17 protein-coding genes are annotated in these 22420 nt (G+C 43.2%); 8 read left to right on the forward strand and 9 right to left on the reverse strand.

What is annotated here, in order from left to right; genetic code table 11:
• Positions 1 to 67: 67 nt before the first annotated feature.
• Positions 68 to 1000, reverse strand: coding sequence for an ABC transporter substrate-binding protein (locus RMY64_RS05085; RefSeq protein WP_322670729.1), 933 nt, complete (start codon positions 998 to 1000; stop codon positions 68 to 70).
• A 163-nt stretch (positions 1001 to 1163) separates the two neighbouring features.
• The gene (polA, locus tag RMY64_RS05090; protein ID WP_322699473.1) at positions 1164 to 4109 is read right to left on the reverse strand and encodes a DNA polymerase I; all 2946 of its coding nucleotides are present in this window, start codon (positions 4107 to 4109) and stop codon (positions 1164 to 1166) included.
• Positions 4110 to 4437: 328 nt separating this feature from the next.
• Here polA and RMY64_RS05095 point away from each other — a divergent pair, with 328 nt between their 5' ends.
• The 4 genes from RMY64_RS05095 to RMY64_RS05110 all read left to right on the forward strand — a co-directional run bounded on the left by RMY64_RS05095 (position 4438) and on the right by RMY64_RS05110 (position 9292).
• Complete coding sequence (locus RMY64_RS05095; protein ID WP_322699474.1) at positions 4438 to 5262, forward strand: alpha/beta hydrolase; 825 nt, start codon at positions 4438 to 4440, stop codon at positions 5260 to 5262.
• Positions 5263 to 5503: 241 nt separating this feature from the next.
• Positions 5504 to 6880: a dihydrolipoyl dehydrogenase family protein gene (locus RMY64_RS05100; RefSeq protein WP_322670725.1), complete on the forward strand. Its 1377-nt coding sequence runs from the start codon at positions 5504 to 5506 to the stop codon at positions 6878 to 6880.
• 582 nt (positions 6881 to 7462) lie between these two features.
• Positions 7463 to 8167, forward strand: a complete 705-nt coding sequence (locus tag RMY64_RS05105) for a choice-of-anchor E domain-containing protein (RefSeq protein WP_322670724.1) — start codon at positions 7463 to 7465, stop codon at positions 8165 to 8167.
• A gap of 273 nt (positions 8168 to 8440) precedes the next feature.
• Positions 8441 to 9292: a Cof-type HAD-IIB family hydrolase gene (locus RMY64_RS05110; RefSeq protein ID WP_322687830.1), complete on the forward strand. Its 852-nt coding sequence runs from the start codon at positions 8441 to 8443 to the stop codon at positions 9290 to 9292.
• Between the two features lie 185 nt (positions 9293 to 9477).
• Here the strand turns inward: RMY64_RS05110 and RMY64_RS05115 are convergent, their stop codons facing one another.
• Positions 9478 to 10314 (reverse strand): DALR anticodon-binding domain-containing protein, encoded by an 837-nt coding sequence (locus RMY64_RS05115; RefSeq protein WP_322670722.1) that lies wholly within the window; start codon positions 10312 to 10314, stop codon positions 9478 to 9480.
• Between the two features lie 525 nt (positions 10315 to 10839).
• Here RMY64_RS05115 and RMY64_RS05120 point away from each other — a divergent pair.
• The gene (locus RMY64_RS05120; RefSeq protein ID WP_012412419.1) at positions 10840 to 11559 is read left to right on the forward strand and encodes a Crp/Fnr family transcriptional regulator; all 720 of its coding nucleotides are present in this window, start codon (positions 10840 to 10842) and stop codon (positions 11557 to 11559) included.
• A 56-nt stretch (positions 11560 to 11615) separates the two neighbouring features.
• Here the strand turns inward: RMY64_RS05120 and RMY64_RS05125 are convergent, their stop codons facing one another.
• The 5 genes from RMY64_RS05125 to RMY64_RS05145 all read right to left on the reverse strand — a co-directional run bounded on the left by RMY64_RS05125 (position 11616) and on the right by RMY64_RS05145 (position 18146).
• Positions 11616 to 12662, reverse strand: coding sequence for a PstS family phosphate ABC transporter substrate-binding protein (locus RMY64_RS05125; protein WP_322699475.1), 1047 nt, complete (start codon positions 12660 to 12662; stop codon positions 11616 to 11618).
• 303 nt (positions 12663 to 12965) lie between these two features.
• Positions 12966 to 14363, reverse strand: coding sequence for an ABC transporter substrate-binding protein (locus tag RMY64_RS05130; protein WP_322670720.1), 1398 nt, complete (start codon positions 14361 to 14363; stop codon positions 12966 to 12968).
• 71 nt (positions 14364 to 14434) lie between these two features.
• Positions 14435 to 15481 carry a PstS family phosphate ABC transporter substrate-binding protein gene (locus RMY64_RS05135; RefSeq protein ID WP_322699476.1) on the reverse strand — a complete coding sequence of 349 codons (1047 nt, stop codon included), beginning with the start codon at positions 15479 to 15481 and terminating at the stop codon, positions 14435 to 14437.
• Between the two features lie 28 nt (positions 15482 to 15509).
• A complete protein-coding gene (locus RMY64_RS05140) occupies positions 15510 to 16913 on the reverse strand; it encodes a serine/threonine-protein kinase (protein ID WP_322699477.1) in 1404 nt (467 codons plus the stop codon).
• Between the two features lie 219 nt (positions 16914 to 17132).
• Positions 17133 to 18146, reverse strand: coding sequence for a LysR family transcriptional regulator (locus RMY64_RS05145; RefSeq protein ID WP_322670717.1), 1014 nt, complete (start codon positions 18144 to 18146; stop codon positions 17133 to 17135).
• A gap of 212 nt (positions 18147 to 18358) precedes the next feature.
• Here RMY64_RS05145 and RMY64_RS05150 point away from each other — a divergent pair, with 212 nt between their 5' ends.
• Positions 18359 to 19075 carry an NnrU family protein gene (locus RMY64_RS05150; RefSeq protein ID WP_322685313.1) on the forward strand — a complete coding sequence of 239 codons (717 nt, stop codon included), beginning with the start codon at positions 18359 to 18361 and terminating at the stop codon, positions 19073 to 19075.
• A gap of 257 nt (positions 19076 to 19332) precedes the next feature.
• On the opposite strand, the gene RMY64_RS05155 is transcribed toward RMY64_RS05150, so the two are convergent.
• Positions 19333 to 19506: a hypothetical protein gene (locus RMY64_RS05155; protein WP_322685314.1), complete on the reverse strand. Its 174-nt coding sequence runs from the start codon at positions 19504 to 19506 to the stop codon at positions 19333 to 19335.
• Positions 19507 to 19686: 180 nt separating this feature from the next.
• On the opposite strand from RMY64_RS05155, the gene RMY64_RS05160 reads away from it, so the two are divergent.
• A complete protein-coding gene (locus tag RMY64_RS05160; RefSeq protein WP_322670715.1) occupies positions 19687 to 20073 on the forward strand; it encodes a thioredoxin family protein in 387 nt (128 codons plus the stop codon).
• Between the two features lie 239 nt (positions 20074 to 20312).
• Positions 20313 to 22415 (forward strand): NAD(P)H-quinone oxidoreductase subunit 5, encoded by a 2103-nt coding sequence (locus RMY64_RS05165; protein ID WP_322699532.1) that lies wholly within the window; start codon positions 20313 to 20315, stop codon positions 22413 to 22415.
• The last annotated feature ends 5 nt before the right edge of the window (positions 22416 to 22420 follow it).

Consider the following 22420-nt stretch of genomic DNA (forward strand, 5'->3'; position numbering starts at 1 on the left):
TCTAGTATTAACTTGACACTCCTTTAAATGTATTCTTTATTGACTGCGATGTTTTGCCATTATTGAGTTAACTCTGTGGTGCAAACAACGCTTGCTTAAGCTGCTGACAAGCCTTTTCTATTGCATCTATACTACCCGGATTCACTAGACCAAAATAATCAAACACATAGACTCGGTTATTTTTAGTTGCTTGTAGTTGCTGCCAAAAAGCTTCCTTTTTCAACGAATCTAAAAGCGTCGCTTCCGAATTTCCTTGTGGAGGATTAACTAAAATTATCACCTCTGGATTTGCTTCTAAAACTTTCTCAGCCGAAAGTGTCACATAGCCACCAATTAGACTTTTACCTTGTAAATCTGCTGCGATATTTTTCGCCTGGAATTTTGCCAGCAAATCTCCTGCCCAACTGTTTTTATTCGGCGCTAAAATTGGTTGACGACTAACCAGCGCTAAAGTAGACGGACTCTGAGTTGGCTTATCTGGTAAGAAAGTTTTATAACGATTTAACAAAGGCTGAGGATCGGCATTAATTAACTCAGCGAGCTTTTTAGTAAGTCCTTCTAGAGATTCCCAGCTATTCACCTTAGTGAGCAAAGTTTGAATACCAAGCTGCTGAATTTTTTGAATTGGAATGTTAGAAAAACCTTCAGCACCAATAACTAAATCTGGTTTGAGTGCTACTACTTTCTCTAAATTTGGTGGACTTTGACCTTCACTAACACGCGGAACATCTTTAAATTTTGAGTCATTCTTAAATAGTTTACTCCCAGTAATTCCGACAACTTTTGTTTGATCGAGTCGGGAGAGAATGTCAGCAGAAAGTGAAGAAAGAGCAACAACTCTTTTTGCTGAACCTTTTAGTAATTGCTGAGAGTTTGTGTTAGTCGCCTCAGTGGTATTTTCCACTTTGGTTTCTGGTTGCTGAGTAGTTACAGTGGTGCAAGCAACTAAAACTATACTCAACAAAATTGCAAAAGCAGATAGCTGCCAACGACGATGCATATTAAAATTCCTTATATGACTTAACGGGTGACAACATAGCTATATCGCCTGCTGAATAAGGTATAAAGCATGAAAACCACGCTGAAGATAGAGTCGTTTTTGAGGGTTGACCGTCATCTCGCCATCTATTTATTAATGTAATTTTTTCAATCCCCAGTTGAACTTACTTCGTCTCCATCCAATTTTCACCAACACGCGCCTCCACAAGCAAAGGAACACTCAACTGCACTGCATTTTCCATCACTGACTTAATTTGTAGTTGTAATTCTTCCCACTCATTAGGGGGAATTTCAAACACTAATTCATCGTGAACTTGCAACAACAAACGCGCCTGATAGTTCTTCAAAACCTCATGCAATCTCACCATTGCGATTTTGATAATATCAGCGTTAGAACCTTGAATTGGTGCATTAGCCGCAGAGCGTAATAAACCTGCATCAAAAGCACCCAAATTCTTTAATTTACTCAGCTCGATATCTTCTGGGTTGCTGCCTTTTAATTTGCGTAAACTGTTATTAGTAAAGTCAAAATAGCGACGGCGACCGAAAATAGTTTCTACATAACCAAGAGCGATCGCTTCTTTTTTCACTCGCTCCAAATATGCAAATACTTTCGGATATCGTTCATTAAACCGCTTAATGAACTCGTTGGCAATGGTCTTATCTATCCCAGTTGAGCGCGAAAACCTGAGAGAACCCATTCCATAAATCACGCCAAAATTGATAGTTTTTGCCATCCCTCGTTCTTCTGAGGTTATATTTTCTTTTTCAAACACTAACCGCGCCGTCACAGTGTGAACATCTTCATTTTGCTGATATGCTTGCACTAATATCGGCTCTTGACTTAAATGAGCCAAAATCCGCAATTCAATTTGTGAGTAATCAGCAGCCACCATTAACCAGCCAGATTCAGGCAAAAATGCCTTCCGAATTTGGCGACTAAAAGCTGTACGAATGGGGATATTTTGTAAATTCGGATTAGAAGAAGATAACCTACCAGTTGATGTTGCTGCTTGGTTAAAATCAGTATGCACTCGCTGGGTATCTGGACGCACTAATGCAGGTAATGCATCAACATAAGTAGACTTTAATTTAGATAGGGTGCGATACTCAACGATCGCTTTAACAAATCCAGTGTTATCATCTTCTTGAAGTCTTTCTAGTGTTGCTGCATCTGTAGAGTAGCCCGTTTGAATTTTACGAGAATGTCTGGTGCTTAACCCCAATTTTTCAAATATAATTTGGCTCAATTGCTTAGGAGAACCCAAGTTAAAATTTTCTCCAGCTATTTCAGTTGCTTCCTCTTTTAATCTGGCTAACTCAGTTTCTAAATGCTGCGAAAGTTCTTGTAAATAAGCTGAATTAATGCGAACGCCTGTATATTCCATTTGGGCTAAAACAGCTTCTAGTGGCTGTTCCACCTCCAAAAATAGCTTAGATAAAGCTGGAATTTTATCCAGATCCTCGCGCAGTTTCGACACTAAACCAAAGGTAGAATAAGCATCCATCCCACAGTAATCTGCGACGGCGGGAATATCTATATCAGCGATATTTTTGCCTTTAGGAACTAAATCTAAGTAACTTTTAGCTATCAATCCCAAATATCGCTGCGATAAATCCATCAAATTATGACTTGAATCTGGATTTAGAATATAACTCGCTAGCATGGGATCAAACACTACTCCCGCCAAGTTAATTCCTTGACACTTGAGAACTAAGCGGTCAAATTTAGCATTTTGTAAAGCTTTGGGATAATCGGTACTTTCGAGAATTGGGCGTAATGCTTCTAATACCAAATCTTTATTTAAATTTTCCCCAGTTTTGTGCCCCAAAGGAATATAGGCTACTTCATCTGCTTGTATTCCCCAACAGCAACCAATTCCTACTAATTCAGCATCTCTTGGTTCTAAATCGGTAGTTTCAGTATCCCAAGCAACGGGTGTTTCTGGATTAGTGAATTTTTGCAAAATTTTCACTAACTCAGTTAATTTAGCTTCGGTGTTAATGATGCGTGGTGTAATTGGAGAGGTAGATTGTTGTGGAACTGCGGCTGTATCACTAGCACTGAAAAACCACAAATCATTATCTTCATCAGCGTTGAATTCTAAGTTAGTAGAGTTAGAATTACTTGCGTCTATTTTGGCTTCTTGCTTTTCTTCAACTTGTCCACCAAAACGTTGCTGAAGGTCATTTATCCTGCCTAAAAAAGACTTAAATTCTAACTTTTCTAAAATTGGTGATAAGACGCTTGTATCAAACCCTTTTAATTTGCAATCTTCTAAATCAAATTCTATAGGAACATCTAAAACTATGGTTGCTAAATAGCGAGACTTCTCGGCATCTTCTTTACCTGCTGCCAGTTTTTTCTGAGTTGCGCCTTTAATTTCATCTAACGCAGCATAAACATTCTCAAGTGAACCATAGGTATTCAGCAGTTGCACTGCTGTTTTTTCGCCAATTCCCTTGACACCAGGAATATTATCTGATTTATCACCACAAAGAGCTTTAAAATCAACAATTTGTGAAGGTAAAACGCCCATCTTCTCTTTGACTTGTTCTGCTTTAAATTCCGTGATGCTATTTGTAGAGCGCTTTAGGGCATCTGGACTAAAATTTAGAACAGTGATTTCTTTGTCAGAGTCGATTAGTTGAAATAAATCGCGATCGCCAGTCAGAATCTTCACTTTATACCCAGCCGCAGTTACTCGCTGTGCTAAGGTTCCCAAAACATCATCAGCCTCAAAACCAGGGGCAGTGAAAAAGGGTAGATTGAAGCCATTCAGCAACTCATGCAGGTTTTCTAAGTCGGGAATGAAATCTTCTGGTGTTTCCGGGCGATCGGCTTTATAAGTATCGTCCGCTTCGTGGCGAAAAGTTGCCTCAGCCAAATCAAAAGCGATCGCCATTGCTTGAGGCTGTTGTGTTGCCATTACCTCCAACAGGCACTTCACAAAACCAAAACATATACTGGTGGGAATCCCCGTTTTGGTACGCAGTCCTCCATCTCGCCCTTTGGCGAAAGCAAAGTATGAACGATAAGCCAAGGAGTGTCCATCTACGAGGATGAACGTGGGGCGTGTTGCGGTTGCAGAAGTAAAAGTTTCAGACATAGCCCTATTTTAGCCAGAAGCTTTGTCACATAGTTAGCAATTTCAAAGCTTTGGCTATCTTTATTGTTATTCCTTGATGTCAAGAAGCGGGTAAGCCCTCAGTTAACTGGTATCTTAAATTAAAGAACTTGAGTCAGACAACTAATTTATAGGTAGATAAGCCACCTTCGCAAGCAATCAGGTCATCAAAATAAGAGTGCTGAAATCAGTTATGTATCAATCGATCGAGTAGCAATTTATCGATAAGTTGGCGATCGCGAATGCAGTTATCTTTACGATCCGAACCAGATACAGATTGGAAAACGCTCACAATTTACATAGGAGGCACATGAGTACAATCACGACTAAGGATGGTACGCAAATCTATTACAAGGACTGGGGCACAGGACAGCCTATTGTCTTCAGCCACGGCTGGCCACTGAGCGCGGATGCTTGGGAATCGCAGATGTTTTTTCTCGCCTCACACGGCTACCGCTGCATCGCCCACGATCGTCGCGGTCATGGTCGGTCGAGCCAACCGTGGCACGGTAATGACATGGACACCTACGCTGACGATCTGGCGGAGCTTTTCGAGGCGCTGGATATTAAGGATGCGGTGACGATCGGACACTCTACCGGCGGCGGTGAAGTGGCGCGCTTCATTGGACGGCACGGCACCAAGCGCGTTTCCAAGGCAGTGCTGATGGGCGCGGTGCCGCCACTCATGCTCAAGACGGAGGCGAATCCGGGTGGGCTACCCATTGAGGTCTTTGATGGATTTCGGGCGGCGTTGTTGGCTGACCGATCGCAATTCTTCCTAGATGTACCCACTGGCCCGTTCTTTGGCTTCAATCGGCCCGGTGCCAAAGTCTCCCAAGGGCTAATCTATTCGTGGTGGATGCAGGGGATGATGGCTGGACATAAAAACACCTATGACTGCATTAAGGCGTTTTCGGAAACAGATTTCACCGAGGATTTGAAGAAGTTTGATGTGCCGACGTTGATTATTCATGGTGATGACGATCAGATCGTGCCGATTGGTGCTTCTGCCCTCCTGTCTGCAAAGCTCGTCAAGAATTCGACTTTGAAGATATATCCTGGGGGAGCGCACGCTCTGGGCGATACGAGCAAGGAACAGATCAACGCCGACCTGCTGGAATTTATCAAATCCTGATGCGGGCAAGGGATGTGAGACATCACTGTTAAAAATCTCAATGGGTGCATCTAAAGGCATCGGGGCCGCGATCGCTAAACATCTGGTAGCTGAAGGTGCAAGCGTTGTAGTTATCGCGGGTGGACTTCGCTAGCTTTAGATGTCATAACTCAATCCACACCTACCTCAATAACCAGAGAGTTTTTAACTTTGAGTGTAAGAATCTGATGAAAGCAAACTATCTCCAAGGAGTTTTGCACTGATGGAAACAGCAGATGTCATTGTCATCGGCAGTGGTCAAGGAGGCATTCCACTGGCGGCTGATTTTGCCAATGAGGGACGTAAAGTTGTCTTGTTTGAGCGGGATGCTTTAGGTGGCAGTTGCATCAACTATGGCTGCACTCCGTCCAAAGCGTTCTTAGCAGCGGCTCATGCAGCAGGGCGATCGCGTCAGGCTAAGAAGTTAGGCATCCACACAAAAGTAGAGGTGGATTTTCCCGCTGTCATGGAGCGAGTTCGGGGAATCCGCAGCAGCTTTAATCAAGGGATTCGCCAGCGATTGGAGAGTGCGGGTGTGAAAGTCATTTGTGCCGAAGCTGCTTTTGTGGGTGAACGGACGGTCAAAGGTGGGGATGTTACCCTTCAGGCTCCTCTGGTAATCATCAACACGGGTACGTCATCGCTAATTCCTGACATTCCCGGACTTGCAGGAACTCCTTACCTGACCAATCGCAACTTCTTTGACTTGAACACCTTACCACCCCGTTTATTGGCGATCGGAGGCGGCTATATTGGCTTGGAATTGGGACAAGGACTAGCGCGTTTAGGCAGTCAGACCCACTTAATTGTCCGGGGCGATCGCGTCCTCGGACAGGAAGAGTCTGATGTCAGCGAGGTCTTAGCAGAAGCATTAAAGCAGGATGGGATTAAGCTTCATTTTGGAGTTAATGTAAATCACGTTGCCCATGAAAATAATCTGTTTAGGCTGACTCTGAGCAGTGGCGAACAACTCCAAGGAGAAGCGTTGCTGGTTGCGATTGGACGGAAACCGAATACAAGTGCATTAAATACAGCCGCCAGCAAAATTGAGCTAGACGATCGAGGATTTATTAAAATTGACGACCAGTTCCATACCACCTGTTCTGGAGTCTATGCCATCGGGGATGCTGCCAAACAGCCTGCCTTTACGCATGTGTCGTGGGAGGACTATCGCCGCTTAAAAGCAATTTTGTGTGGAGAAAACCGGACACGGAGCGATCGCGTTCTTGGCTATGCGGTCTACACAGAACCCCAGGTGGGGCGAGTGGGTATGACCTTAGAACAGGCTCAGAAACAAGGTATCAACGCGCGTGCTGTCACGTTACCTATGAACCAAATTGCGCGTGCGATCGAGTGGGGGCATGACCTCGGATTTTATCGCATGGCGATCGACAGCGACACAGACAAAATTCTGGGAGCAACCCTGGTGGGCTACGAAACTGCTGAACTGGTGCATGTTTTTTTATCCCTGATAGAAGCAGGAGCCACCTGGCAATTGTTAGAGCGATCGGTTCACATCCATCCCACCTATGGTGAAGCTTTACCCAGTCTGGCACGGTTGCTGCTTGGAGATAATATGCCAGGGTGTCCGAATATGTGAAGAGGTTTTATTGATGCACAACATCAATTGGCATTAATAAGTAGATGCCTTAGCCAGGAAGACATCTTCCTGACTCGGCTACAAAACTGTTCTCTGTTTCCATTGCTCATTTACCCCTGGTACTAATGAGCTTTTTTGTGCTTTTTATACAGCTTAACGTCTACATATTTGCACCTTTAGTACGGAAGCCAAGTAGAACCAACTTTTGGCAGGTATACCAGCCCAATTAAGTACGTGAGTATAAGCATAGTAAACAGATAGTAACTAGATCCCTAACTTATTACCAGAATTCGAGGATCTATCTCCTGAGCCTTTTATGTTTAATTAGGTTGACCTAGCTTACATCTCAGGAACCAACAAAAACTAGCTTAATATTTCGACATCAGATTACCACTATCAAAACTACTTTACCTTAACAAAACTTTATATATACCGTTGAAAAAGTCCATTTGTTGAAGGAATTTAAACATAATAACTTTACATAAAGTTACGTGTATTTATCAAGACTACAAGCAAAGTTTCAGAGTTAGAAATAGGTTAGTAATCCCGTGATGATTCGTTTCAGAAAGGCATCTTTTATCCATGACAACAAAACTATTCAACACTCTAGCTGCTGCCACAACTTTGGCAGGAATTGTTGCAACATCTGGAGCAGCTAATGCAGCTTCTCTTTCCTACAGTAGTTCCACTAATTACGATTTCACAAACATCATTGATGCACCTCTGAGCGTCCAAAAATTTGACTCATCTTTGGGCACACTCAAGGGTGTAACGATAAGTTTTACTGGCGACATACTTGGAAATGCAGGTTTTGAAAACAGGAGTCCAACCCCGACTCAGGTGACAGTAAATCTTGCTAGTCAACTCAACTTAAAATTAAATAATCAGTCTCTGTTTGCACTCAATCCACAAGATATATCGAGTTATCAAGCTGCTAAATATGACGGCATCACTGATTATAGTGGCACCTCTGGAAAGACTATTTCTAATTTAACTGCCACACAATCTGCTACTCAGTCTTTCACCAATACCCAATTCTTGCAGTCTTTCACTGGTAATGGCGACATAGACTTTTTGTTCTCAGCTTTAGCTAACTCAGTAGTTACGGGTTCGGGCAACATGAGATCCTATATTGATACTTATGCCAAAGCAGGTATCAATGTAACTTATGACTACGATGAGGTGAAATCAGTACCTGAGTCTTCTGCCACACTGGGAATTGGTTTAATTGCTGGGCTTTGTTTGTTGTCACAACGCAAAAAAAGCTGGATCAAGATGTTTAATTAATAGACTTTCTTGAATAGGTAGATTTTTTCTATCCTATCTATCAAGCAAACTCTCTAATTTAAATTAAAAAACCCGATTTTTTCGAGAATCGGGTTTTTTATTGTGCCTATTAGGCTGAATTTTTCATAAGATTTAAAAAATTCTATCCTTGGCGATCGCCATAAATAATTATTCATATGAAGTGGTTGATTAGAGAACCTAATTTTTTATCTGACTCCCCACTGGTCGCCAGAGCCTGTTAACCTCTTACTGGAACTTAAAATTTAGAAAATTATGCAGAAAGCATCTACCGATCGTCAGGCTGCTGCAAAAGACATTAAACTACTAGTTTTGGATATAGATGGCACGATCGCTGGACACTCTAACACTATCAGCGAACCTGTAAAGCAAGCAATCTTTGCAGCGCAAGCACTAGGAATTCAAGTAGCGATCGCCACAGGTCGAATGTATCGTTCAGCCTTGCGCTTCCACCAAGATATCGGCTCTACCCTACCATTAATGGCCTATCAAGGAGCCTGGATTCAAGACCCGATCACCCAAAAAATTCATCGCCATTGGGTTGTTTCCAGAGAAATCGCCCACCAGTTACTCGACTATTTTGAAAAGCCTGAGTTGCGATCGCTTCTATCTGTTCACTTTTACATCAACGATCAACTATACGTCCGTGAGTTAACCAGAGAAACCAAAATTTATGCAGAACGTTCTGGTATTACTGCGATTCCTGTGGGTGATTTGCGTCAAGCCTTAACGAATGAACCGACAAAAATTCTTGCTTTATCTGATGACACTGACGTAATCGATAAGTTATTAGGAAATTTGCGCCGCCAATACACACCCGCTGAACTTTATATGACAACCTCTGTTGCTACCTTTTTTGAAGCAACTAACGCTTCTGTAAATAAGGGAACTGCTGTACGTTACCTAGCCGAAGAATTGCTGGGATTACAATTAGCCAACGTTATGGCGATTGGTGATAACTTCAATGATGTGGAAATGCTGGAGTATGCCGGACTTGGTGTAGCTATGGGCAACGCACCAGCAGGAGTGCAAGCGATCGCTAATTGGGTAGCTCCTAGCGTAGAGGAACATGGGGCAGCAGTAGCAATTGAAAAGTTTTTGCTGTAGTGAAATGAAAGCATTTTTTCAAATCTAACCCATACAAATCAGAAAGGACACCGACGACTGGCCGTGTTTCGTCTCGGTGCCCCTGCTGGTTCGCTCCTCACACAAGAGCTAATGTATCCGAGGTGGTGCATTGAGTCAATAGCTATATAAAAAGTTTTTATTTTTACCTAAGCGACATTACCGATTTATAGCTCCAAAGGCGCAAAAACCCCCAGATTTTCCTCTAGAACAAATTTTAATACTGACTGAGTAGCCATGAGCAATCCGAGTCTAGCTTGGGCTAGCTCTGGTGAAGTAATTTTCACCTCACCCCAAATCCGGCAATTAGACCAAAACTTTTCAAAAGCTTGGCTCAAATTCAGCGCTAGTTTTTCCCATTTCACAGAATCGCTAACATCAGGGCACTCTATGTTGTCTACCACTTGTATTAATTCGCCAATTAAACGGCGCTCATCTGGGTGATTGAGTTGTAGTGTTCCGTCGCAATTAAGCCAAGGTAGAGGGTTAGGAAAAATAACATCCCAAAAAGCTGGACTAGTATTTGGAATCGGTTCTCTAAGTTTAATCAACCCCTCTCGATGAGCCAGCAGCACTAGCGAACAGCAGCGTGCATGAGCATATTCAATAGCAAACAATGAATTGGGCACTGGGCATTGGGGAGCCACTGCGGTCTTGGGGTCTCCCCAAGTGGAGCAAGTGGCGTCATTGGGCATTGGGCATTGGGCATGAGTTATTATCCTTGTTCCTTCATCTCTGTCAATGTTTTTCTTCTCTATGAGACGCTGCGCGTAGCTTGCTTCCCTGTAAGGGTACAATTTTGAATTTTGAATTTTGAATTTTGAATTGATTTCTCCCTGCTCCCCTGCTCCCCAACAACTCCCAACTACGAGACTTTGTAACCAAGTCGCTAAGGCTGAGTGAGTTAATTCAAAATTTATCCGACCTGGGGGAACTATTTGGATGCTAAAAACGTCCTCACAAATCCCTGATAAATCTGAAGCGATCGCACTGGCAAGCTCCATCGCTTTTCGATTCTGAGATTTTGATAGTCGCAGAGACACACTTGAGGTATAGAAAACTCTATTGTCATCTCTATCTTTATATAGAGGAATTTTTTCGTCTTTTATGCATTCACTTTCTGTTTTATAAGTATCAATGCTTATCGATTTTATTATATAACTATATAATAGCTGTTTGATTGACGTATATTTGCTAACTGGTAATTTATAATGCACGTAATAATATTTAAATAGTCATGTAAGATATATTTGTTACATTTCTGCCATCTATCTTGCGGTATAAATTTAATTTAGATGAAGAAAAATGAGAAGAGGATAAAATTTGATGAATAATCGATGAATAGTAAGTAAACTTTACTACCACCATTGTACAGTAGGAAGTATAACAAAAGAGTAGAGAGTAATTTGCTTTCTATTCTTTGGATTGGCTGGCGCTGTTAGGCGTTAAGCCTGCCTCGTCAACACAAAGACACTCCTTGCACCCTTTTATTTACGTCTTTGTCTTCAGCCGAACGCTCTTTGTTACCTATGCAATCTCCATCCTCCTTTTCTGAGGCATCACGGCCTTTTTTGACTTGGCAACGCATTCTTGACTGGGCTCAAGAACACTATCGCTGCCGCACCTTTAGCAAAGATGAGCGCATTCCAGCCCGGCCTGGATTGCTGTATTTGGTGCAAAGGGGTGCGATCCGCATGGTAGGAACCGCCCAAGTTAGTGCGACTGCTAGTCAGTTAACGTCTCGACGAATCAACAGAACTCCAGAAGAAGCGTTCTTGGGTTTTGTGGGAGCGGGACAGCCATTTGAAATTGTTGCTCAGTCACCATTCACACTCCAGGCTTACGCCCATGTCGATCAAACTGCGGTGTTGTGGATGTACTGGCATGATTTAGACAATTGGCCTCACTTCCGTCGCGAAGTTATGGATGCCTTTAGGTATCAGCACCAGCGTAAGCTGCTGTGGCTGAGTGCCTTGGGACAACGCCGCACAATTGACCGACTCTTAGGATTTCTCACATTGTTAATTGAGGAATATGGAGAGCCAGCAATGAGCGACACCGATCCTGATGTGATTCGCGGTTATTGTCTGCCTTTTCCCCTCACTCATGCCCAAATTGGTAGCGCGATTGGTTCCACTCGTGTCACCGTCACCCGCTTGATGGGTAAGCTGCGTCAACGTGGTTTAATCTTGACTCAAGGGGATAATCTCATTTGCTTGCCAGCAGAATCGATTAATAGAGCTGGTTAAGGTACAGTTCAGAGCGGCGATTTCCGCCACTCTGTCTTGAGTGCAATTCGCTCTTGTCAGCGAATTTTGACAAATCCCGCTTGGGTAATCAGTTGCTGTCCCTGCTCAGTCAGCAGTAAGTTGGCGTAAGCGACACCTGCTTGCTGCTCAGTCTGACCATTCTGTTTGACCACCACAAACAGATTGCGGGTAATCGGGTATTTTCCTGATTGAAATGCCTCAATGTTCAACTTGTTCCGTTTACCAGGACATTCAGACGGGAGGACAGAAGGTTCTTGGTATGGAGCAATGTATTGCCCTTGCGTGCGCCCCAACGGCAAGGCCTTGATTGAGCATTGAGGAATCACCTCTGGGGCAGAAGCGTAGTAGATGCTACCAGGACTATCAGCCAATTTTTGCAAGGCTTGGGTGGTTGTGGAGATAAATTCTACATTGGAGCTGAAAGCTTGACCACCCAAGATGTCTTGGACAAAAAGTTCGACAGTACCGCCATCAGTAATGCGGCGGGAATAGGGCTTGATCGGGATATTGGGGCCGCCCACCTGGCTCCAATTATTGATTTTGCCTGTGTAAATTGACTTTAACTGTTCTACTGTTAGTCCTGGAATATTCAAGTTGGGGTTAACTGCAACCGCTAAACCATCAATTGCCACAGGAATTTGTTTCAAACTGAACCCACGCTGCTGGGCACGGCTTAATTCCGGATCTAGAACTGGTCGGGAGGACTGAGCAAAGGCTAGTTGACCGTCTATCAAGGACTGAATGCCAGTACCAGAACCAGGCGATGCATTGCTGGGTTCTACATAGCGCAGCCGTAACTCTGGCCGCGCGGCTTGAATTGCCGGATCGACTACTAGTCGAATCGGTGCCCAAGATGTACTACCTCCATAATTGAATAATCCTGTAGGAACATCCTTTACTGAAGTGAAAGTATTGCCACTAGGTTGTTCCGATCCGGTTTGGGGCGTTTTGGTGCTACCAGAATTAATTGTATTTAGATCGACACCAGATTTTCTAGTAAACCACCAAAAACCGCCAGCTATTAGCCCGACGGTGATTAGGATGGATAATACAAGAATAGTTGTTTCATTTTTTTGGGACATAGTATAATTACCCGCGCGTCCAATCAATACAAGTGCTTGACTTGACAAGTCCTTGCTACTTGAGATTGTATTTGGAGGACGGATGTTTTGTTAAAAATGCTGACAAATCCTCACTTATGACTACAATAGATCCCAAGGTATAATAAATTTTCCCTGGATTAATCGTCTCTCTTCTCAAGGCTTGAGTGTTGGTGAGGATAAGTTGTTAGTTGATACTAAGAATTTTCCCCATAAAACTCAATTTCTCATCTTGAGGGTTTTACCAGGTTAACAATTGGTTAATTTTTAATTTTTTATGGCTGATTAACGCACTGGTTCAAAGTCATAACCAGTGCGAGAGCGAGAACCAGGAACAATTTTTACAAGTTGTACTGGCGCATTGCGATCGCCTGATGCTAAAAACCGAATTGTACCAGAAGCACCAGTGGCAGAAAAGTCAGAGGATAAGAGTGCTTGTTGGACTCCAGAACGTGTAGGATTGCGTTTTAATGCCTCAATCAGAGCTACAGTGGCATCATAGCTAAGGGCACTTCGCCAACTTACGTCACCGCCCCATAACTGCCGGGATTTTTGAGGAAAATCTGATTTGGGAGCGCCATCAATATGCCAAGGAACTGCCAATACCATCCCCACAGCTTGTTCTCTGCCAATTTCTAAAGTTTTAGCGGTGTAAACATCATCTCCCGCCAGCAGAGTTAACTTTTTCTGGTTAATCTGAATTACTTGCAGCGCTTTATCCAGAGTTTCAGTGTTAGCAGCTAACATCAAGACTTCTGCACCTTGCTTAGTTGCTTGGTCTAGACTTTTAACCGCACTAAAACCCACCTGAGACAAATCAAATTCGCTGGATACTTGTCCACCCTCTAGGGAAACAGATGAGACAAACTCGGACTTTAAAGACTGGCTATAGTTACTCTGAGAATTAAAGAAAACCACTGCATTTTTTTTTTGCAAAGTTCTCACCATGTAGTTGGCTAAAGTTCTAGCAGCCATAAAATCACTAGGAACCGTGCGAAAAACGTAGCGACTAAAGTTAGAAATTTTTACAGATGTACTGGTAGGGGAAATTGCTACAAGTTGTCCTGAAGTATAAATAGTACCTGCGGCTAAGGTAGAATCGCTAGTATTCGGCCCAACTACACCTAATACTTCTGAATTACTGACTAGGTTAGAAGCGATTTGCTTGGCTATTTCTGGATTGTCATCGTCGTTAGCTATCCCTACCCTTAACGGTACTCCCTTGACTCCTCCAGAGGTATTAATTTCATTTTGGGCTTGGGCGATGCCACGCAAAATTTCTAAAGCAGCATTAGGGTCAGTGCCAAATGGTACAGAAGCCATAATGGTGTAGCTCTTGGAAGAACCAATTCGGGCATTGTTCAGAAAAATTAGTGTTTCTGGATCGTTACGGTTGAGTTTTAGGGCATCTGTGAAATTAGCGATCGCTTTATCATAACTTTTAGCTGCGATCGCCTGTACTCCTTCTTTTTTCACAGCAGAAATGTCACCCGGAGTAAAAGATTTTTCTCCAAAACTAATGCGCTCTTGCAAGGATGAATTGTTGCCTGGTTGTTGATTTTGAATGTTGGTATTACCAATTTTGACCCCGTTGTTAGTAAACCACCAAAAACCACCGCCAACTATGCCAACTGTCAGCAGCAGAGTCAAAGCTAAAATTTTGGTTTCATTTTTTTGTGACATGAACAAATTTGAATAAAGAAAAAATATTTATTATTTAATTATTTGGTTTTGGCTAAATCTAAGCATTTCTATCATTTAATTCTGACAAATCCAGCTTTTTCGATCAGTTCTTGACCTTGAGGTGTCAGCAGCCAATTTGCATAAGCTTCGCCAGCTTGCTGGTCTGTTTGACCATTCTGTTTAATGATTACAAATAAATTGCGAGTAATTGCATAGTCTCCACTACGAAATGCTTGACTATTCAACTGGTTACGTTTACTGGGACATTCAGATGGAGATACAACAGGTTGTTGGTAAGGAGGCACAAATTGACCGCTGATTCGCCCTAATGGTAGCGACTTAATCGTACATTGAGGTACAATCTCTGGGGCAGAAGCATAATAAATTGCGCCAGGATTCGCCGCTACTTTTCGTACTGCTTCTGTGGTAGTGCCAACATAACTAACATTTGCACCAAAATTCTCTTTATTTAAAACATTTTCGATAAAGAATTCCACTGTACCTCCAGCTTCTTTGCTGCGAGAGTAGACTTTAATTGGTAAATTTGGCCCGCCTACTTGTTGCCAATTAGTACTTTTTCCAGTGTAGATGTCTTTAAGTTGGGCGACAGTTAAACCAGGGATATTAAGATTTTGGTTAACTGCGATCGCAATACCATCAATCGCCACTGGAATTTCTTTTAAACTAAATTCTTTTTGTTTGGCTTCGGCATTTTCTTCAGCTTTAACTGAGCGAGAAGATTGAGAAAAAGCTAGTTGATTATCTATCAACATCCGAATCCCAGTTCCAGATCCTGCTTGACCTGAAGCAGGTTGAGTATAGCGTAAAGTAAATTGAGGACAAACGCTTTCTAGTACGGAGTCTACGTCTTTACGGATGGGTGCCCAGCTTGTACTACCACCATAGTTGAATATCCCTTCTGGGAGGTTTGGGACGTTACATCTGTTGTTGGCAAACTGGTTTATGGGATTACCTGTGTTACCATTCCCGGAAGTTTTAGGAACAGTTCCAGTTAATTGCGCCCACCGTTCCATAAGAAACCATAGACCACCAAAGATTAAACCAATAGTGATGATAACGGCTAAAAAAAGACTAAGCGTTTCGTTTTTCTGAGACATTTATGTAGCTGTTAGCACCAGAAGTTTTTTAAAGTAAGAGAGATAATAATTTATAAATAAGTCGAAATACGGCTGTAAATGAAATAGCTACTAAGCCTGCTCCAACTGCTAAAATCACCACTGACGGCACGTCAAGACCTCCCCGTAAAAAGGGGACAAAAAAAATAATTGCAAAAGTAATTGTGGGAATAATTAATAAATCGAACTTTTCAATCCACCGCCTGGTTTGGGCAAAAATTAGTATACCTAAAATCAGGGCAGAAGTAGTCAAAGTAACTATTGGTGATTTTACTAGACTGAAGAGAGCGATCGCGATCAATGCACCCTGAAATCCACTAAATGCCGCCCCACCCAATAATTCCAATGTGGAAAATGTTGGTTGAGTTGGCGGACGGCGGGGAACGACGGGATTAGAACCTTTTGACGGTTGTGGCGGAAGTGTTACAGAGGGCGAATTAATTTGTGTAGGGGCTTGAACCACCTGTGAGTTAAGTGCATCTATAACCTCCTGGGCTGACTGGAAACGCTGATTAGCAGCAGGTAGCAGCATTTTGTCTAATATGTCAGCAAGGCGAGGGCTGACAGTCACTTGCGATCGCCATTTCCACTGGTTGCTATAGGCATCAAATAGTTTAACTGCTTCCTGATTTGTCAACAAGGTAATAAGAGTTACAGCTAATGCGTATAAATCTGTAGATGGGAATACTTGACCCCCAGCCATCTGCTCAGGTGGTGCAAATCCCATCGAATAAATTCCTGTGGAAGAAGCGGCAGAACCCAGTGCAACATTTGTTACTTGCTTAACTGCGCCAAAATCTAGTAAAAAAAGTCTACCATCGCGACGGCGCATGATGTTAGAGGGTTTAATATCTCTGTGGATAATGCCTCTATGATGGACAAACTTTAGTACCTTCAGAATTTCTTGCAGCACCTCCAACACTTGCTGTTCAGAAAATTTGCCTTGTTGAACTAATTCTTCCTCTAAGTTTTGCCCATCAATGTATTCTTGCACCAAGTAAAAAAATTGGTCTTGCTGTCCTGGTTGCAAACTATTAACTATCACTGGAAAGAAAGCAAATAAATCAGGTATTTGCTCGTGATCGTTACCAAGTTGTGCTAAAACTTCTGCCTCTCTCTCAAACATCAACTGTGCTTGTTGCAGTTGATTTAAAGTTAAATTTCCCGATGGTTGAAACTGTTTAACCACGCATTGACGCATTCCTGGTATTCGGCGATCGCGTGCCAAAAATGCTGCTCCAAACCCGCCTCTTCCCAGCAGTTTAGTTGGCACGTATCGACCATCTAGCATCAATGGCATACCACAGGTAGTGCAATACTTTTGCTGGGTTGTTTTCAGTGTCGTAACATCATCTAAATCGGCAAAATAGTTTTGTGGGCGTGGACAACGCAAACGAGTGCAGTAAACTTCCATTTTCGTGATTAGTCATTAGTCATTGGTCATTGGTCTATTGGTCATTGGTCATTGGTCATTGGTCATTGGTGAGCCAGCGACGGGTACATAGAGAGTTTTCCCATGAGCTACTGGCTGTCTTCGCAGCGCTAGCGAGGCACGAGCGTCACCCGAAAGGTCATTCGTATTTACAAAGAACAAAGGACAAAGGACAAATGACAAAGGACTAATTACTAGATTTTAGTCTTCACCTAATGAGGTGGGTGTTGCTACCTCCAATGTAGTTAACACTAGACTTTTTTGTGTTAATTTTAACACATCTTGATTCCATCCTGGGTTAGCAAACTGGGGCAAAATTTCTTGACTAAAGGCTTCTGCGGCCTTTGATCTATAGCGATTGGGATTACAAATCAGCCACAGCGTCCGTTTGACGACAACGCCTTCAATGGGAGTACGATGCAAAACGCCCATTTGTAACTCTTTAGCGATCGCACTAGTTGAAACAAAGGCAGCCCCTAGACCAGATTGCACAGCATTTTTAATCGCTTCAATGGAATTCAATTCCATTTCAACTTTAAAACGTCTGGTATCGATTTCACAGCGTGCTAGCACTTGGTCAATTACTTTGCGGATAGTTGATTGGGAATCTAAAGCAATAAATTGTAATTTATATAGGTCTTCTTTCTGGATTTTTTCAAGTTTGGTAAAAGGATGAAAGACAGGTAAAATTAGCGCTAGTTCATCCTCAGCGTAAGGAATCACTTCTAAAGATTCTGACAGTTCACCAGGAATTTCACCACCGATAATTGCCAGATCGACTTGTCCGTTAGCAACACTCCAAGCAGTTCGCCTAGTTGAGTGGACGTGTAATTGCACTGCCACATCTGGATATTTTTGTCGGAACATACCGATCATTCTGGGCAAAAGATAAGTGCCAGTGGTTTGAGAAGCACCGACAATTAAAGTACCACCTTGGAGATTTTGTAAATCCTCGATCGCGCGGCAGGTTTCCTGACAGAGACTGAGGATTTTTTCACCGTAATTTAAGAGTAGATGCCCAGCTTCGGTTAATTGGGCACGTCGTCCTCCACGATCGAATAAGGGGACATCGAGTTGCCGTTCGAGATTTTGGACTTGTAAACTAACGGCAGGCTGGGAGACGTAAAGACTATCAGCGGCACGCTTGAAGCTTCCTTCTTGGGCGATCGCTTTCAGGATACGTAACTGATCTAAAGTGAAAGGAAGGTCAGACATAAGGCTCAACCCACAAACTTTTAAAGGAGCAGATGCACGTAATAAATCCGGTTTGGCAGCAATCAGTTGGACACGATTTGTTGCATATTAAACTTGAAGGATTGACTCGAAAAAGACAGTAGCACAACATCTTGACTAAAGTCCCCTTTTGAATACTTTGTGGTATTGGTTGTACTGAATTCAGTTTTCTTTAAATTACTTCACCTGTGTATATGCTGCTGATTTCTTGGTTGACACCCAGTCATTTTGTCATACTGGGGTTACAAATAGTTTTTGCGATCGCTCACAGTGGAGGCGCTGCTTTACGCCCTTGGGCAGAAAAATATATTGGCCCAAGGTTTTATCGCATTCTCTTTGCATTAGTCAGCCTACCGTTGGCTGTGATATTAATTATTTACTTTTTTGGGCACCGTTATGATGGTTTGCAAATTTGGCAGGTACAAGCGGTGCCAGGAGTGCGAGAATTTGTTTGGCTGCTATCAGCAATCTCGTTTTTGTTTTTATATCCTGCTACCTTCAATCTACTAGAAATTGCTGCTATTCAAAAGCCCCAAGTTCATCTCTACGAAACAGGAATTATTCGGATTACCCGTCATCCCCAGATGGTAGGACAAATAATTTGGTGTGTTGCCCACACTCTCTGGCTGGGTACTACTTTTACCCTTGTGACTTCCATTGGATTGATATTGCATCACTTGTTTGGGGTTTGGCACGGGGATCGCCGCCTGAGCGATCGTTATGGAGAAGCTTTTGAAATTGCCAAACAGCGGACTTCAATTATTCCCTTTAAAGCAATTATCGACGGGCGTCAATCTCTCAAATGGCAGGAATTTCTCCGCCCTGCATATTTGGGAGTTGCCATTTTTATAGCTTTGCTTTGGTGGTCACACCCTCTGTTATTGGAAGCAACGAGTAGTATAGGATGGTAACTTTAGACGATCCCCAGTGTCAGCATAAAATCAGAAAGAGATGGAAATTTCACCTTATCAAGCTGATCAATTGCTCCAAATCAATGTAGGATAAATTCAAATATCTAACAGTGGGGGTGCGTTCAGTCAGCTTGAGATTTTATTATTGGTAGTCGTTGGTCAGTTGCCTTTCTTTGAAAGAAAGTGGCAGATTCAATCAAATCCCCAGGCGGTCACGGCAATCAGGAGTTTAACATCCAAAAAAGCCAACGCGACTTCTAAGGTCGCTTTTCTGTCAGAGACACATTAACGCGCTCAATTTTTGCCAATGATTCTGTGTCCTGAAATTTCTGTACTGAAAGCATCGATCGGCAGTTAGTGACTTGCCAATCCTCCACTGAAGCAGTGCTGAGTCCTGAGTTCTGAGTAAAAGCAAGCAACTTAGTATTCATTGCTTGGCAAGTAATCCCAATCCCCGCTTTACTCTAAAAAAAAAGAAACGAGTTCCTCATTCAATCCCCTAACTTTTTGTTATGGACTTCTACTCAGCAACCAGAACTCGGAACTCAGCACTACTCAATTCAGTACTGATAGCTAGTTTGATATAAAAACCTTATAATCCAAGAGGCGTCATGGTGTTGTCGGTTAGTGAGCGGACATTTACTCAAGAAGTTTTAGAATCTCCTATTCCTGTTTTAGTTAACTTTGAAGCACCTTGGTGTGGCTTGTGTCGAGTTATCCACCCGCTGTTGTTGCAATTTCAGTCCCAGTGCGGCGATGAAATTAAATTAGTTGGGGTTAACGCCGATCAAAATTTTAAATTGTCTACTACCTATAGGCTAAAATCACTACCCACTTTACTATTGATTGAAAATGGCACTATTCGCCATCGCTTGGAATGCTTTCGCGGCAAAGAAGATTTACGTCTAGCTTTAGAAGAGATTAAAGCCAGCTACAGCAATTACCCCAAAATCTACAAAAGTTCAAAAACAGTGGACTTAGAATGCCGATCGGCCTGATGGATATTGGGTATGGGGCATAGGGCATAGGGCATAGGGCATAGGGCATAGGGCATAGGGCTAATGACCAATGACCAATGACTAATGACCAATGACCAATGACCAATGACCAAATCTAAAACCATGCTTAATACCCCACCCAATCAGTCTTGGGTGGGTTATTTTATCCTAAAGGGTGTAGTCACAATTATTAACAGTTTCGACACGCTAATCAAGAATTTTAAAAGTAGGCGTCAGTGATGGAAGTAATCTATCAGTATGCCTGGCTGATTCCGGTGTTCCCTCTTCTTGGGGCAATGCTGGTCGGTCTAGGGTTAATCTCGTTGAATCAGGTGACAAACCGCCTCCGCCAGCTTAACGCTGTGGTGATTATCTCCATGATGGGAGCAGCTATGGGGCTGTCGCTTGCCTTGTTATGGAGTCAAATTCAAGGACACCCGTCTTATATTCGCACCTTTGAGTGGGCGGCGGCAGGTAATTTCCACCTGAGCATGGGCTACACTATTGACCACCTGACAGCCCTAATGCTGGTGATTGTAACAACGGTAGCGTTGTTAGTCATGGTTTACACCGATGGCTACATGGCTCACGATCCCGGTTACGTAAGGTTTTACGCCTATCTCAGTTTGTTTGGCTCTTCAATGTTAGGTCTGGTGGTCAGCCCCAACCTAGTACAGATTTACATATTCTGGGAACTGGTCGGGATGTGTTCTTATTTGCTGGTCGGCTTTTGGTTCGATCGCAAGTCAGCAGCAGATGCCGCACAAAAAGCGTTTGTAACCAACCGCGTGGGCGACTTTGGTCTATTACTCGGCATTTTGGGGCTGTTCTGGGCAACAGGGAGCTTTGATTTTAATATCATGGGCGATCGCCTCGCCCAACTTGTCGAATCAGGTTCTATCAGCAATTTTCTCGCTGTCCTGTTTGCGATTTTAGTTTTCTTAGGCCCAGTTGCAAAATCAGCCCAATTCCCCCTCCACGTCTGGCTACCAGATGCGATGGAAGGCCCCACCCCCATTTCTGCCTTGATTCACGCGGCAACAATGGTGGCGGCTGGTGTTTTCCTGATTGCCCGGATGTACCCAGTATTTGAAGACGTTCCAGCCGCAATGAATGTCATTGCCTTTACTGGGGCGTTTACGGCGTTTTTGGGGGCAACCATTGCCATTACCCAAAACGACATCAAAAAGGGCTTGGCTTATTCCACCATTTCCCAACTTGGTTACATGGTGATGGCAATGGGAATAGGTTCCTACAGTGCTGGACTATTCCACCTGATGACCCACGCCTATTTCAAAGCGATGCTGTTCTTGGGTTCAGGTTCAGTAATTCACGGTATGGAAGGTGTCGTTGGACACGACCCCGCCTTAGCGCAAGATATGCGCTTGATGGGTGGACTGCGGAAGTATATGCCGATCACGGCAACTACCTTTTTGATTGGTTGCTTGGCAATTTCTGGTATTCCACCCTTTGCTGGTTTCTGGTCAAAAGATGAAATTTTAGGGAAGGCTTTTGAGGCTAACCCACTCCTCTGGTTTATCGGCTGGCTAACTGCCGGGATTACTGCTTTTTACATGTTTAGAATGTATTTCTCGACATTTGAAGGCAAATTCCGGGGTACTGACGAGAAAATCAAGGAAAAACTTAAAAAAGCTGCGTCGACAATTGTCCTGGAATTAGAGTCAGAAGAACCAGTCCCGAATTTTGGGCCTGGGGCAATGAAAAAAGGAGAATTGGCGGCAACTAGTCAGCATCATGATTCCCATGACTCCCACGGGCATCACAGCGACTCTCCCCACGAATCGCCGTGGACAATGACGCTGCCGTTGGCACTGTTGGCTGTGCCTTCGATTTTGATTGGTTTGGTGGGAACTCCCTACGCCAATTATTTTGAAGAGTTTATCTTTCCTCCTAGCGAAACTCTCTCTGAAGTTATAGAAAAGGCTGGCGAGTTCAATCCGACGGAATTCTACATCATGGCGGGTGCCTCAGTCGGAATTTCTTTGATTGCGATTACCCTGGCTTCGCTGATGTATTTGAGCCGTAAAATTGATCCGGCTGCGATCGCTGCTAAAATCCAACCACTTTACGAGTTATCCCTCAACAAGTGGTACTTTGATGACATTTACCATCGGGTTTTTGTCCTCGGCTTGCGTCGCGTAGCCAGACAAGTTATGGAAGTTGACTTCCGCGTTGTAGATGGTGCTGTTAACCTCACAGGCTTTTTCACCCTTGTTAGCGGTGAAGGTCTGAAGTACCTAGAAAACGGTCGCGCTCAATTCTATGCCTTGATTGTGTTTGGGGCGGTTTTGGGCTTAGTGATTGTCTTTGGTGTTACCTAATTTTA

Source organism: Nostoc sp. DedQUE08, from assembly GCF_034530895.1.
Lineage (GTDB): Bacteria > Cyanobacteriota > Cyanobacteriia > Cyanobacteriales > Nostocaceae > Nostoc.

What these genes read in the sequence shown, in the direction of transcription:
- RMY64_RS05085 (WP_322670729.1), bottom strand. Translation starts at nt 1,000, where the DNA reads ATGCATCGTCGTTGGCAGCTATCTGCTTTTGCAATTTTGTTGAGTATA.
- polA (WP_322699473.1), bottom strand. Translation starts at nt 4,109, where the DNA reads ATGTCTGAAACTTTTACTTCTGCAACCGCAACACGCCCCACGTTCATC.
- RMY64_RS05095 (WP_322699474.1), top strand. Translation starts at nt 4,438, where the DNA reads ATGAGTACAATCACGACTAAGGATGGTACGCAAATCTATTACAAGGAC.
- RMY64_RS05100 (WP_322670725.1), top strand. Translation starts at nt 5,504, where the DNA reads ATGGAAACAGCAGATGTCATTGTCATCGGCAGTGGTCAAGGAGGCATT.
- RMY64_RS05105 (WP_322670724.1), top strand. Translation starts at nt 7,463, where the DNA reads ATGACAACAAAACTATTCAACACTCTAGCTGCTGCCACAACTTTGGCA.
- RMY64_RS05110 (WP_322687830.1), top strand. Translation starts at nt 8,441, where the DNA reads ATGCAGAAAGCATCTACCGATCGTCAGGCTGCTGCAAAAGACATTAAA.
- RMY64_RS05115 (WP_322670722.1), bottom strand. Translation starts at nt 10,314, where the DNA reads ATGGAGCTTGCCAGTGCGATCGCTTCAGATTTATCAGGGATTTGTGAG.
- RMY64_RS05120 (WP_012412419.1), top strand. Translation starts at nt 10,840, where the DNA reads ATGCAATCTCCATCCTCCTTTTCTGAGGCATCACGGCCTTTTTTGACT.
- RMY64_RS05125 (WP_322699475.1), bottom strand. Translation starts at nt 12,662, where the DNA reads ATGTCCCAAAAAAATGAAACAACTATTCTTGTATTATCCATCCTAATC.
- RMY64_RS05130 (WP_322670720.1), bottom strand. Translation starts at nt 14,363, where the DNA reads ATGTCACAAAAAAATGAAACCAAAATTTTAGCTTTGACTCTGCTGCTG.
- RMY64_RS05135 (WP_322699476.1), bottom strand. Translation starts at nt 15,481, where the DNA reads ATGTCTCAGAAAAACGAAACGCTTAGTCTTTTTTTAGCCGTTATCATC.
- RMY64_RS05140 (WP_322699477.1), bottom strand. Translation starts at nt 16,913, where the DNA reads ATGGAAGTTTACTGCACTCGTTTGCGTTGTCCACGCCCACAAAACTAT.
- RMY64_RS05145 (WP_322670717.1), bottom strand. Translation starts at nt 18,146, where the DNA reads ATGTCTGACCTTCCTTTCACTTTAGATCAGTTACGTATCCTGAAAGCG.
- RMY64_RS05150 (WP_322685313.1), top strand. Translation starts at nt 18,359, where the DNA reads ATGCTGCTGATTTCTTGGTTGACACCCAGTCATTTTGTCATACTGGGG.
- RMY64_RS05155 (WP_322685314.1), bottom strand. Translation starts at nt 19,506, where the DNA reads ATGAATACTAAGTTGCTTGCTTTTACTCAGAACTCAGGACTCAGCACT.
- RMY64_RS05160 (WP_322670715.1), top strand. Translation starts at nt 19,687, where the DNA reads ATGGTGTTGTCGGTTAGTGAGCGGACATTTACTCAAGAAGTTTTAGAA.
- RMY64_RS05165 (WP_322699532.1), top strand. Translation starts at nt 20,313, where the DNA reads ATGGAAGTAATCTATCAGTATGCCTGGCTGATTCCGGTGTTCCCTCTT.